The organism is Sphingomonas sp. LT1P40 (assembly GCF_036663835.1).
In the GTDB taxonomy this organism is placed as follows: domain Bacteria; phylum Pseudomonadota; class Alphaproteobacteria; order Sphingomonadales; family Sphingomonadaceae; genus Sphingomonas.
This window is the reverse complement of record NZ_JAXOJT010000002.1, coordinates 557,587-571,147: the sequence shown is the minus strand read 5'-3', so window position 1 is coordinate 571,147 and position 13,561 is coordinate 557,587. Positions and strand designations below refer to the sequence as shown.

The window sequence follows — 13,561 nt, the reverse complement described above, 5'->3', positions numbered from 1 at the left end:
CGAGACGGCGTAGCGAGCGAACGATTCAAACCGGATTGCCATGATATTTAACTCCCTTTGCGTGTTCGCCGGACCATCCGGCGAGATGCCAGAATGATTGCAGGGAGCGTGCCAGGTTCTGTAAGTATCTGATAACACAGAGATTTTAATTTTGTTGCTGTCACTGTTGGTGATTTACGCCACGGATCGTGGGAAATTATACCAACTGTCAGTTGTGGCGATCAGCTCGCGTAAACGCAGTTTCGCCCATCGCCCTTGGCGCGGTACAGCAACGCATCGGCGCGCTGGAAGCTCGCGGCAAATCCTTCGTCGATCACGACGCGCGTGACGCCTGCCGAAAAGGTGATCTCGCCGAGCGGCGCGTCGCTCTCGCGCAGGCGATAGCGTTTGGCGGCGACGGTCGCGCGGGCATTGTCCAGCGTCACGCGCGCCGCCTCCAGATCGGCATGCGCGAACAGCACCGCAAACTCCTCCCCGCCATAGCGCGCGACCAAATGGGTTTCGCAACTTTGCGTCAGCGTATCGGCGATGCTCTTGAGCACGCGATCGCCCACCGCATGACCAAAGCGGTCATTGACCGACTTGAAGTGATCGACATCGCACACTGCGATGCACAATTGCGCGCCGGTTGCGGTGTCGGCGGCATAACCTTCCTCGAATGCGCGGCGGTTGGGCAGGTCGGTCAGCGGATCGCGGCGGGCATTATCGCGCGCCTCCTCCAGCTTGTCGCGCAACTCGCTCGCCTCGCGCGTTGCCGATTCCAGCCGCGATTCGGCGCTTTGAACACGCTCCAGCATCGTCGCGGTAATGCGCGATACATCGACCAGCACCGGCATTTCGGGGGCGGTCGCGCGCAGGATCGCATCCGCGCTGGCGGCGAGATTGCGCCCGAAATCCTCGGTCTCGGCGCGGATCGCCTGAACCATGTCCTGAAAGCCTTCGACCTGCATCTGGGTCTGCGCGACGAGGCCGTCGGCTTGCGCACGCACATTGTCCGCGCTGACCGGCGCTTCACAGCCGAGCGACTCGATATCGCGCTTGGTCAATCGCACACCACCGTCGGTCAGCGCCGCCACCGCCTTCGCCAGCGGCCCCTCCGGATCGTGGAGCAGATGCCAGGCAAAGGCGAAGTTGGCCGGATCGGGATCCAGCCGCTGATCGAACAAAAATGTGCCGATGCGTTCGTACAATTGTCGGGCTGGATCACCAGTCCCGACGGTACGAATCGCCCTCGCCACCGCCATAGAAACCACCCCACGCTCATCCAGGACGCAATTACACGCGCCCGACAACGCATTTGATGAACATGGATTAGGCGCTAACTGCTAAAATCCGGTGAAATGCGACCCGGACCGTTGCAATTTACATACCCATATTGGATGTTTAGCGTTTCCGCGTCTTGTACGCCTGCGCCGCCGCCAGCGTGTTCTTGACGTGATTGGCCGGACTCATCTCGCTATGCGCATAGAGAACCTTGCCGTCCGGCGCGATGACATAGCTGGTGCGGCTGGTCATCGCGGTCTTCGCGCCGTTGCGTGTCAGCGCCACGTCATAGCCGTCGATGATCGCCGGGGTCGCTTGCGCCACCGCGAATTTGCTCGCGCAATCCTTGGTCGAGAATTCCTTGAGCTTGTCGATCGGGTCGGCCGCCATGCCGATGACGATCGCGCCTGCTTTCCTGAACGCCGGCGTCGCCGCTGCAAACGCCTGTGCCTCGGCACTGCATCCGGGTGTGAACGACATCGGATAGAAATAGAGGACGAGCGTCCGCCCCTTCTTTAGCTGTTGTTTCAGGTTCAGCCTGAATTCCTTGCCCGCCAGCGCACCCTGCGTGGTGAAATCGGGTGCGACCTTGCCCGGTGCGAGTTGAGCTGTGGCGGGAACGCTGGCGGTGACGGCCAGGGCGGCGAGGATCAGCTTCATGCGCATCGAAAACTCTCCGGAAAATATGTTGTGTGCGATCAGCGAGTAAGGGCGATGCCGATGCGGCCATGCGTATCACGACGGCGATAATCGTCCAGTGCCTCACCGAACCCGGTGAACGCCTGACCGAACAGATAGATGCCGAAGCCGCCGCCCAGATCGGCCATCGGATAGGAGGCGAACAACTCCGCCGCGCCGCGCCCGCTGTCGGGATTGCCGCGCGCGGTGAGCGTGAGCTTCAGGCTGTCGGGTTTGGCCAGCGTCAGCCCAAGCGAGCCATTGCCCCAATAGCGGTCAAGATCGGGGGCGACGCCCTGTTGCCCGACATAGACCCAAGCCTGCGGCGTCACCTCCGCGCGCCAGCCGTCGCCCAGATCGAACGCCTTGGTGAAGCGCGCGAAGATGCGGTTCGAGTCGATCGAGCCGATACTGCCGCGACCGTTCGAATCGTGCCGCCAGCCGATGCCGAATGCCGCGCTCTCGTCGATCGGGACATCGGCGAAGACTTCGGGTGAGTAAGTGGTGTGGACGAACGGGCCGGACGGCAGGTCGATCCGCCAGAACATGGTTTGCGTGTAGGCGAATTTCAGGCGGCTGAGCGCCCCATCGCCATCGAACGGCTGAAACGCAAAGCTGACCTGCAGCTTGGCCCCCGCATCGTCGCTACCGAACACCCCATAGATCGGCTCGTGCGGAGAAAAGCGGTCAACGAACGCCGACGACGTTCCAGCCGAGCGCTGCACCTCGGTCTCGCCTGCAACCTCGACCGGGGCGCGGGCGCGAGCATCGCCGGGATAGGCGCTGCCGACCCCGGCGGGCAAATCCTTGCCCGGCACCGGCGGCGCGGGGCGCGCGGCATAGGCAACGGGGACATAGCGTGCCTTGGCAAAGCTGCCTGGTGCCAGCATCGCGGCGGGCGCGGGCAGGCGTTCGAGCACCATCCGCGTGCCGTCCGCCGCCGTCACCTCGATCGTGCGCGGCCCTTCGGCGGCAGCGGGGGCCGCGCCCTCGTTGATGAGGATCACCTCGACCCCGCGCAACGCCTCCCGCTCGGACGCAGGCTGGGCGGGCACGGCGCGCACCTGCGCGGCGGCGGGGGTGGCGAGGATCGCGGCGGAGAGAAGGAGACAGCGCATCGCGGCCCCAGATGCCAGCCCGCGATGACGATTGCGAGTCGTTAGGCAGACGCCGTTGCCGTATCAGGGTCCGATGTCCGACGATTACGCCCATGGCCAGCGGGATGGCCTTCGACTCGCCTTGGCGCTGCTCGCGGCGGAGGAGGCCAAATGGGCCGCCCTGCTGGGGGAAAGTTCCTCGGGGCGCACCAATGTCGTTCGCGCCGTGCGGCACAAGACGCTGCAAGTCGCACAGAAGCGCGTGCAGACCGCACTCAACCGCCTCTCGCCCAGGGGTGAAGCGGCAATGGATCCCGAAGTCGCGTCGGCGCTCGACAGGATCGGGCTGTAACTTGACCGGCAGCACCCCCTGAAAACTCTAGGCGGACGCATAATTGCGGTCTATGCCTCAGTCAGGGGGAGAGCGTGATGAATACCGAAGCACCTTCGCGCCGCAGATTTGTAATCGGGGGGCTGGTTGCGGCCGGACTGGCCGGTTGCGATGGCGCGGGATCGGGCCTGGTCAAGGTTGCCGCGGAGAAAAAGGCGCCGCCGTTGACTCAGGGCGAAGTGGGCAGATGGGAAACCCTGCTCGGCCAGACATTCACGATCACGGGCGAGAGCGGCAAGGCCGTCGCCACGCTGACGGCGATCAAACGGGGCGTCTCCGATGCCGGACGGCCGCCTGAGCTGGGCCGCGATTTGCCGTTTTACGTGTTCTTCGAGATGGATGCCCGGATGGCACCGGTGGGCGACAAGACCTATCAGGTTTCGCATAGTTCGACTGGCGCCTTCGACCTGTTCGTGGGACTATCGACCGAGCAGAACGGCAAGGCTGTGTTCAACGCGCTGTTGAACTGATCGGTCGGCGCAGGTTTTCAAGGCGTGCGGCGCCACGCAATCGCGGTGAGTTGGAGGGGCTGCAGTGTCAGAACCATTTTTAAGCGAAATCAAGATCGTGTCGTTCAATTTCGCGCCACGGGGTTGGGCGCTTTGCAACGGCCAGTTTCTGCCGATTAATCAGAACCAGGCGCTGTTTGCGCTGCTCGGCACGACGTTTGGCGGCAATGGCCAGACGACGTTCGCGCTGCCCAATTTTCGCGGGCGCGTCCCCATTCATCCGGGCAATGGCCATGAGTTGGGCGAGGCGGCGGGTTCGACATCAGTGACGATCAATTCGCAGACGATGCCGCAGCATCTCCATTTCGCGCAGGCATCGATCCTGAGCGGATCGACCCCCGATCCGAACAATGCGTATCTGGCCGGGCACCTGAACGGCTATGGCGCTGCCAGCAGCCTGACGGCGACCAGCCCGCAAAGCGTGACGAATGTCGGCGGCAGCCAGCCGCACAACAACATGCAGCCCTATCTGGTGCTGAATTACATCATTGCCCTGCAGGGCATTTTTCCCTCCCAGAACTAAGGACGATCGGCCATGGCACAGCCTTATGTTGGCGAGCTTCGGATGTTCGCAGGGAATTTCCCTCCTAATGGGTGGATGTTCTGCGACGGTCAAACGCTCCCCATTTCCGAGAACGACGTGCTGTTCCAGCTGATCGGGACAACCTATGGCGGCGACGGCGAAGAAACGTTCAATCTGCCCAATCTGCAAAGCCGGGTGCCCATGCACATGGGTACCGGCCCGGACGGAACGACCTATCAGCAGGGTGAAATGGCGGGCACCGAGTCGGAAACGCTGACGGTCCAGCAAATTCCGTCGCACACCCATGCTTTCATCGCATCGACCGGTGCGGCGACCAGCAACAGCCCGAGCGGCAATGTGCTGCGCGCGAGTCCGTCGGTCGACGCGCATTATGCGGGCACGCCCGACGCGGACATGGCGGCGGGGGCGATCACACCCGTCGGCGGATCACAGCCGCACGAGAATATGCAGCCCTTTCTCTGCATCAATTTCATCATTTCGCTGTTCGGGGTATTCCCCTCGCAGTAAGGAGTATCCGGCATGTCCGATCAGTTCGTCGCGGAAATCAGGATCTTTCCATTCAATTTCCCGCCCACCGGCTGGGCGCATTGCAATGGTCAGCTGATGCCGATCTCGCAGAACACGGCGTTGTTCTCGCTGCTCGGCACCACTTATGGCGGGGACGGGAAATCGACCTTCGCGCTGCCCGATATGCAGGGCAATACGCCGATGCAGCCTGGCCAGGGACAGGGGCTGAGCCTGCGCGATCTGGGCGAAATGAGCGGCGTCGAATCCGTTACGCTGCTGGAATCGGAGATTCCGTTTCACACGCACAGGATGCGCGCGGTGACCGGGGAAGTCGCCGACATCAACACGCCGGGACCGCAGACCAGTCTGGCCTATAGCAATAACGGATTCGCTTATAATCCGTTGAATTCACCGCTTGGCACGATGGCACCGCAAGCGCTCGCACCGGCCGGCGGCAGCCTGCCGCACAACAACATGATGCCGTATCTCACCTGCTATTTTAACATCGCACTGCAGGGCATTTTCCCGCAGCGCCCGTAACGCAGCGGATGCGATCGTTCCCGGAAGCCACCGCGCTCGGCATCGGCATGCGGCCGATGGGTGACGCCGACTTCCCGTTCACCGAAACGCTCTACGCATCGACCCGCGCGGAGGAAGTGGCGCAGACCGGCTGGCCGGAAGAACTTTGCCGCGCCTTTCTCGCGCAGCAGCATGCCGCGCAGCACGCCCATTACCAGAAACATTATCACGGCATGGAAGCGCTGATCCTGGAGCGTGATGCAATCGCGATCGGGCGGCTTTATCTGCTCCAGTCGGCGAACGATCTGCGCATCGTCGACATCTCGCTGTTGCCGCAGGCGCGGCGACTCGGGATCGGCAGCGCCATTTTGCGCGACGTGCTGGCCGGTGCGGCGGCGCGTGGTTCCGGCGTCTCGATCCATGTCGAGCGCAACAACCCAGCGCGTGCACTCTATGCCCGGTTCGGTTTCGAGCCGACCCGGGCCGAGGTGTCGGGAGAGGTCTACGATCTGTGGAAGTGGCCCGGCGCGGCGAATCGGTGAGATCACTGCGACTCAGTAAAATATGGCCTCATAGCGCGTACCCTGCGCGCCGCTCGAGATCGGCGCCACGAAGATGTCGTGTTCGGCGTCCACCACTGAAAAGCGGTAGATTCCCTGCGGCAGGATCGGCTGTACCGGCCCGACGAATTCCAGGCGGAACGACCCGCCCACACGTCCGGAATCGTTCAGCGACTCGACCAGGTCGAGCGTCAGCAGGACCGGCACGTCTCCGGCAAAGATCGTATAGGCGGTGCCGACTCGTTCAGCGACATCGTCCAGGGTCACAGGCCGTAGCGCGTCCATCATCTCTATCCCGGTCAAAGCGATCGTGCGGGGCATGATCCCGCGCGACAACTCGACGTGTCCGGCCAATAGGTCAAGGGTGGGGGGTCTGTGACAGGGCCGATGGACAACCATCTGAAACGGTTTGGTTGCTCCAAGTTGCGCACTGGTATGGTGCCGATGTTCGCGTTAAGTGTGGTAGCATGGGTTTATGTCCGTCGCTGCTCCATCGGGGCCGCCGGGGATGTATCGGGGGGGATATCAAATGGCTGTTTCGATCACCGTCAATACGACCGATGAGATCCGAAACGACGTCGACGGTGATGGTGTCGCCGATGCAGGCGATACCATCGAAACCACCATCGTCATCGAAAATAGCGGTGACACCGATGCGCTGAATGTTGCCATCAGCGACGCGCTCGACGGCCTGACCATCGACCCCGATTCGGTGACGATCACGCCGATCGCGGTGGACAATGTTTTCACGATCACTGGCAATACGCCGATCACCTTCACCAGAGCTCAGCTGGTGGGCAACGACCTCGATCCCGACGGCAACGCGGCGAACCTGGTCATTTCCAATGTGTCGGCTGGCAGCAACGGCACGATCCAGGACAATGGCGACGGCACCTATACGTTCACGCCGACCACCGGTCTCGACGCGGGTGCAACGGCCACCTTCACTTATACCGTGCGCGACGAGGACGGGATCGAGAATGTCGTCGGCTATGACGGCCAGGTCACGCTGAACATCACCGACGTCGTCTGGTATGTGGACCGCAATTACAGCGGCGTGAACGGCGCGTCGGATGGGTCGTTCCTGCGGCCTTTCACCAGCATGACCCAGTTGAACGGCGCGAACGGCGACGGCAGCACCAACGACGATGTCGACTCGGCGGGTGAGACGATTTTCGTCTATGACGGTGGCGCGGCGGTTCAGGGTGCGATCACGCTGGAAAACAGCCAGAATCTGTATGGCGACGGCCATGCGATGACCGTCAACGGCATCTCGATCGGCAACAGCGGTGCCAATTCGATCATCACCACGAGCAGCGGGACGGTGGTCACACTGGGTTCCGGCAACACGATCGACGGCATCACGCTGAACGGCACCGGCACCGCCGGCGGGATCAGCGGCACCAGTTTCGGCACGCTGACGGTCAGCAACACCGTGATCGACGTGGCTGGACAGGCGATTTCGCTGGCTACCGGCAATGTCGCCGGGTCTGGTTTCACCTCGACCGATTCCGATGGCGGCACCAACAATGTCAGCCTGACCACGGTGACCGGCACGCTCAATCTGGGCGGCGGCGCGCTGTCGGGTGCCAGCGGGGCGTCGTTCAACGTCAGCGGCGGCACCGTCACGACGGATTATAACGGCACCATCACACAGGCGAACAACGCTGCGACCGTCAGTGTTTCGAACCACACCGGCACGCTGGTATTCGACGGTAACGTCACTTCGACCAACGGCTCCGGGCTGGCCTTTGGCAATGCCGACGGCACTTACGATTTCAACGGCAATGTCAGCCTCAGCGGCGGCGATTCCGGCGTCGATATTCTGACCGGATCGAGCGGTACGTTCACCTTCGACGGTGCCAGCAACGCGATCAACAACAGCGGCAACGCCAATGCCGCGTTCAACATTGTCGGCAGCAATGCCAATGTCACCTGGAACGGTAACATCACCGATACCAACGGCAATGCCGTCAATATCGACAACCATGACAGCGGCACCGTCACCTTCCAGAACGGCACGATCAGCTCGACCGGCGCAAGCGCGGGCGGCATTGACGTCATCAACAGCAATGGCGGCACGGTCAATTTCGCCAGCCAGCTTACGCTCTCAACCCAGGGTAATACCGCAGTCAACATGACCGGTAACGGCGGCGGCACGGTCACGATAACGAACAGCAGCAACACGGTGACCACAACCACCGCCACGGCGGTCAATATCGTCGACACGATCATCGGCGGCAGCGGCGTCAACTTCGTCAGCATCTCCACCGGCGCCGCGACCAATGGCGTCAACCTGTCCAACACCGGCACCAGCGCGAACGGCGTGGGTTCGGGCGCATTTACCGTCACCGGCACGGGTGCCGACGCTACCGGCGGCACGATGAACGGCGTCGGCACCGGCTATAACGTGTCGGGCATCGGCGCGCTCAACCTGACTCAGGTCGATATCACCAATGCATCGAATGACGGCATTTTCGGCAGCAATGTCCGCGGCCTGACGCTCAACAGCGTCGAGATCGATGCCGGCAACGACTCGAATTTCGACCGCGGCGCGGAGTTCAGCAACCTTAGCGGCACCGCGACGGTGACCAATTCGACCTTCGGCAATTCGGCGGGTCATGCGTTCAACGTCTATAACTCCAGCGGCACGCTCAACCTGACCGTGACCGGATCGACCTTTAGCGGATCGCAGGTTGTGGGCGCGGGCGGCGACGACGGTCTGCTGATTGAGGCCAACGGCACCTCGACGATCATCGCCAGCGTGACCGGATCTACGTTCAGCAACAATGAGGGCGATCATTTCCAGTTCGCCACCGATGGCGGCGCATCGACTTCGCATATCACCTTCAGCGGCAACACGCTGAGCAACGCCCCGGCCGGAAACCCCGAACTGCTCGGCGGCGGCATCACGATCAGCCCGTCGGGCGATTCGGACGTTACCTTTGCGATCACCGGCAACACGATCACCGGCAACAACCAGGGCGGCGCGATCGACGTCACGACGCTCGGCTCGACCGCCAATATGCTCGCGCAGGGCACGATCAGCGGCAACAATGTCGGCAATGCGGCGCAGGACAATTCGGGTTCGGCTCAGGCGAGCGGCATTTCGGCCGAGAATAACGGCAACGGCACGCTCACCGTCCTGATCGCAAACAACAATATCACCGAGGTCAACGGTGCCTTCTCGATCGAGATTTTCGCGCGCGCCGGCACGGGATCGGGCGGAACGCTGAATGCCACCGTCACCGGCAACACGATCACCAATCCGACGGTTGCCGCCCCCAATGCGGGTATCCGCGTGACCGGCGGCACCTCGCTCGGCACCGACAAGGGCACGATCAACGTCGATATCAACAGCAACAATGTCGATACGGCGCTGACCAACGATATCCGCATCACCTCGAACGGTGACGTCAATATTAACCTGAAGGATTTCGGCGGGCCGACCGGCGCATCGACGACGGCCGGCATCGGCACGAACATCGAAACCTATCTCGAAGGCCGCAACCCGGGCGGTGAGAACGCGTCCTATTCCGCTGGTTCCACCGACAATCAGGCGGCGATCGGAACGACGGGTTCCGTCGCGCAGCCGGGCACGCCCTCGTCGCCGCTGCTCGCAGTCGCGCTCCCCGACGCGCCATTGGCCAGCGCGCCTGTTGCTGTGCTCGGCGATGCGCCTGCGACGGGCGGCAACGCCGACACCGGAACCGGCGGCGCGGGCACGGGCACGCCCGCCGTCCCGGCGCACCCGGTGATCGTCGATGACGGTGTGCTGAGCCAGGCCGAACTGGATTATTTCGTCGCGGCGGCAATCGACCGCTGGATTCTTGCGGGCGCCACGGCCGAGCAGGTGGCGGCGATGCGTGCCGCGACGTTCAACGTCGTCGATATGACCGGCATTTATCTGGGCGCAAGCAACGGCTCGACCATCGAGATCGACGCCGACGGCGCGGGCATTGGCTGGTATCTGGATGCGACCCCCGGCGATGACGCGGAGTTCACCGGTAGCGGATCGCGCCTGACCGGTCAGGGCGACGCGGCCAACCAGATCGATCTGCTCACCACGGTGATGCACGAGCTGGGCCATCAGATCGGCATCGGGGACAGCTATCAAAGCGGCGAAGCCGACACGCTGATGTATGGCTATGTCACGGTCGGTGAGCGGCGTCTGCCGACAGCGACGGACACCGCCGACGCTGGCGACGGGCCGGTCGATGCATCGGCATTCGCGCTCGGCCCGATTGGCGTGGGCACGCTGCCTGCGGGTTCGGCGATCGAAATCCGGTTCGAATCGGTGGTCAATCCCTATGGTCCCGGAATCGTTGCCCCGCTGAACAACACCACGACGGTATCCGGCAGCAATTTCGCCAATTCGACGGATCCGCACAGTCTGGTGCTCGACACGCTGACGCTGGGCGGCACTGTGTTCGTCGACGCCGATGGCGACAATGTCTTCGACGCGGGCGAAGGAACCGCCGGCGTCACGGTCAACCTGTATGTCGATGCCAACGGCAACGACATGCTCGACGGCGCGGAGGCGACGAGCATCATCGCGTCCATCACCACCGACGCGAGCGGCAATTACAGCTTCGCCAATCTCGGCGCGGGTAACTATGCGGTTGCGGTCGGCGCGGCGAACTTCGGCGCGGGCGCGCCGCTGAACGGGCGCGCCAGCCTGAGCGCAACGGGCGATCCGGACGACAATGTCGAGAATGACGACAACGGCATCTCCATCGGCGGTGGCGCGTTCCGCAGCGGCCTGATCACGCTCAGTTTCAATGGTGAGCCGACGCTCGACGGCACCAATCAGGCCGACATCAACAACTCGCTCGATTTCGGCTTTGCGACGCCGAACGTGGCACCGACCTCGGCCAACCTGGCCGGTGACAATGTCGCCTATGTCGAAGACGACGGCGCGGTCAGGCTGGACGTCGGCGGCAATGCGACAATCGCGGATGCAAATAATCTCAACTTCGCCGGCGGTACGCTGACGGTCGAAATCAGCACTGGATTGTTCGAGTCGGAGGACGTGCTTGGGATCGCGGCGACCGCCGCGGTCAGCTTCACCGCCAACACGGTGTCGGTCAACGGCGTTCAGATCGCCACCTATACCGGCGGCGGCGCAGGCGGACTGGACCTCGTCTTTACCTTCGACGCCGATGCAACCCCGGCCGCGCTGACCGAGCTGGTCCGCGCGCTGACCTATACCAACAGCAACGGCGTTGCGCCGAACATATCGACCCGCACGGTGACGCTGACGCTGGTCGACGGGCGCGGTACCAACGAGGGCGCGGGGGCGGACACGCTGACGCTCGACACCACCGTCACCGTCGCGCGGCAGAATGATGCGCCGGTCGTGCCCGATCTGTCCGATATCGCCGCAACCGAGCAGACGGCGGCCACTGTCGCCGTCGCGGTCAGCGACCCCGATCTCGATGCGCGTAACGGCGGCGCCGGCGATTATGCGGGTGCGACCTTCTCGATCAACCGTGACTCTGGGGTTTCGGCGGAGGATACGTTTGCGATCAACGCCACGGGCGCATCGTTCACAATCGCCGGCAACGACCTGCAATCCGGCGGCCTGACCTTCGCCACGCTGTCGGTCATCGCCGGAGGCCTGAGCATCAGCTTCACCAGCAGCGCGACGACGGCGACCACCGCGCTCGTCAACGAAGTGCTGGGACGGATTCAGTACACCAATCTGTCCGATGCGCCGCCGCTCTCGGTATTGCTCGCTTTTGGCCTGTCGGACGGCGCACCGGGCGGCGATCAGGGAACGGTAGTCCTCGACAACAATTATGATGCCGGCACGGTCACCGTGAACATCACGGCGCAGAACGATCCGCTGGTGCTGACGGTCGCTGACACGACGGTCGGCGGGACCGAGGACGTCAACATCATATTCAACGCCGCCAACGGCAACGCGATCACGGTGTCCGATCCCGATCTCCGCAGCGTTACGATGACGCTCGGCGTGCAAAGCGGCACGCTGACCTTGTCGGGCACCACCAACCTCGCGGTAACCGGCAACGGCACCGCCAATGTGCAGATCGTCGGTCTGGCCGCTGATATCAACGCCGCCGTTGAAGGGCTGATTTATCGCGGCAACCTCAATTTCGATGGGTCCGATACGCTGGCGATCAATATCGCCGAGTCGGGCGATAACGATTCGGCGAACATCGCCATCACCCTTGCCGACGACGGCGTGCTTCAGGGTACCGCGGGCAACGACAATTTGGGCGGCACCAACGGCGTCGATTTCTTCGACCTGAGCCAAGGGGGTAGCGACACCGCATCCGGTGGCGATGGCAATGACGGTTTCCTGATGGGCGCGGCGTTCGATGCGTCGGACGCAATCGACGGCGGCGACGGGACCAACGATCAGGTCGGTCTGCGCGGCAACTATACCGGCGGCAATGCGCTGGTGCTGGGATCGACGACGCTGCGCAATGTCGAGTTGATCGGCCTGCTCGACGACGGCGGCAACGATTACGACATCACCACCCACAACGACAATGTCGGCGCGGGTCAGGTGCTGACGGTGTTCGGCACGAATCTGGGCGAGGATAACAGCTTCACCTTCAACGGCTCGAACGAGACCGACGGCAGCTTCCGCATCTATGGCGGCCTGGGTACCGATGTGGTGACCGGCGGCGCGCAGAATGACGGATTCTGGTTCGGCCCCGGCCGGTTCGATCCAACGGTCGATCGAGTCAATGGCGGCGGCGGCACCAACGATCAGCTGGCGCTGGACGGCGACTACACGATTACGCTGGATGGTACGAGCATCCAGAATATCGAGACGATCACGCTGCAGCGCGGGCCGGTGGGGGACAGCAACAGCTTCAACCTGACGCTGGCCGACAGCCTGGTGGCGAACGACGCCACGCTGACCATCTGGGGCTTTCCGTTGCTGACGGCCCTGACGGTCAATGGAGCGGCGGAAACCGACGGCAATCTGCGTGTCTATGGGGGTGCCGTGGGCGATACGATCACTGGCGGTGGCGGCGACGACTGGCTGTGGGGCGGCGCGGGTGGCGACCGGCTGACCGGCGGTGTGGGCGCGGACATCTTCGCCTATGACGTGGCAAGCCAATCTACGGGCATCAACTACGACACGCTGGTAGGATTCAATGCGGCGGAGGACCGGATCGACCTGCCGTTTGCGGTCACCAGCGTCGCGGCTCCGGTCAGCGGCAACCTGTCGCTGGCGACGTTCAACGAGGATTTGGCCGCGGCGATCGGCGCGGCACAGATGGCATCGGGTCAGGCGGTACTGTTCACCGCCACCGGCGGCGACATGGCCGGCCAGACCTTCCTGATCGTCAACGGACTGAACTCGAGCGCCGGCTATCAGGATGGCAGCGATTATGTGTTCCATCTGGAAAGCCCGGTCGGCACCATCATCACGCCGGACCCGTTCGTTTAAGGAGCTGCGATAGCGATCTGGACGTGCCTTCCCCGGGTGCCGCGAGCATTCGCGGGTTCCC

General features: G+C 63.2%; 11 protein-coding genes. 7 read left to right on the top strand and 4 right to left on the bottom strand.

Features of this window, described 5'->3' with window-relative positions:
- Positions 1–221: 221 nt before the first annotated feature.
- From U1702_RS14205 to U1702_RS14195, 3 genes are all read right to left on the bottom strand, one after another.
- Positions 222–1,244 (bottom strand): GGDEF domain-containing protein, encoded by a 1,023-nt coding sequence (locus tag U1702_RS14205; protein ID WP_332725740.1) that lies wholly within the window; start codon positions 1,242–1,244, stop codon positions 222–224.
- A 139-nt stretch (positions 1,245–1,383) separates the two neighbouring features.
- The gene (locus U1702_RS14200; protein ID WP_332725738.1) at positions 1,384–1,929 is read right to left on the bottom strand and encodes a peroxiredoxin; all 546 of its coding nucleotides are present in this window, start codon (positions 1,927–1,929) and stop codon (positions 1,384–1,386) included.
- 32 nt (positions 1,930–1,961) lie between these two features.
- Positions 1,962–3,059: a phospholipase A gene (locus tag U1702_RS14195; protein ID WP_332725736.1), complete on the bottom strand. Its 1,098-nt coding sequence runs from the start codon at positions 3,057–3,059 to the stop codon at positions 1,962–1,964.
- Positions 3,060–3,132: 73 nt separating this feature from the next.
- Between U1702_RS14195 and U1702_RS14190 the strand changes: the two genes are divergently transcribed.
- The 6 genes from U1702_RS14190 (at position 3,133) to U1702_RS14165 (ending at position 6,050) form a co-directional block, all read left to right on the top strand.
- Entirely contained in the window at positions 3,133–3,390 is a 258-nt protein-coding gene (locus tag U1702_RS14190) for a hypothetical protein (protein ID WP_332725734.1), read from the top strand.
- 77 nt (positions 3,391–3,467) lie between these two features.
- Positions 3,468–3,899 carry a DUF6916 family protein gene (locus tag U1702_RS14185; RefSeq protein WP_332725732.1) on the top strand — a complete coding sequence of 144 codons (432 nt, stop codon included), beginning with the start codon at positions 3,468–3,470 and terminating at the stop codon, positions 3,897–3,899.
- A gap of 64 nt (positions 3,900–3,963) precedes the next feature.
- Positions 3,964–4,461 (top strand): phage tail protein, encoded by a 498-nt coding sequence (locus tag U1702_RS14180; protein WP_332725730.1) that lies wholly within the window; start codon positions 3,964–3,966, stop codon positions 4,459–4,461.
- Between the two features lie 12 nt (positions 4,462–4,473).
- Complete coding sequence (locus U1702_RS14175) at positions 4,474–4,989, top strand: phage tail protein (RefSeq protein ID WP_332725728.1); 516 nt, start codon at positions 4,474–4,476, stop codon at positions 4,987–4,989.
- A gap of 12 nt (positions 4,990–5,001) precedes the next feature.
- Positions 5,002–5,529 carry a phage tail protein gene (locus U1702_RS14170; RefSeq protein ID WP_332725726.1) on the top strand — a complete coding sequence of 176 codons (528 nt, stop codon included), beginning with the start codon at positions 5,002–5,004 and terminating at the stop codon, positions 5,527–5,529.
- Between the two features lie 8 nt (positions 5,530–5,537).
- Positions 5,538–6,050 carry a GNAT family N-acetyltransferase gene (locus U1702_RS14165; RefSeq protein WP_332725724.1) on the top strand — a complete coding sequence of 171 codons (513 nt, stop codon included), beginning with the start codon at positions 5,538–5,540 and terminating at the stop codon, positions 6,048–6,050.
- A 12-nt stretch (positions 6,051–6,062) separates the two neighbouring features.
- Here U1702_RS14165 and U1702_RS14160 read toward each other — a convergent pair whose 3' ends face one another.
- Positions 6,063–6,335 carry a DUF6916 family protein gene (locus tag U1702_RS14160; RefSeq protein WP_332725722.1) on the bottom strand — a complete coding sequence of 91 codons (273 nt, stop codon included), beginning with the start codon at positions 6,333–6,335 and terminating at the stop codon, positions 6,063–6,065.
- 262 nt (positions 6,336–6,597) lie between these two features.
- On the opposite strand from U1702_RS14160, the gene U1702_RS14155 reads away from it, so the two are divergent.
- A complete protein-coding gene (locus tag U1702_RS14155) occupies positions 6,598–13,500 on the top strand; it encodes a cadherin-like domain-containing protein (RefSeq protein WP_332725720.1) in 6,903 nt (2,300 codons plus the stop codon).
- Positions 13,501–13,561 lie beyond the last annotated feature (61 nt).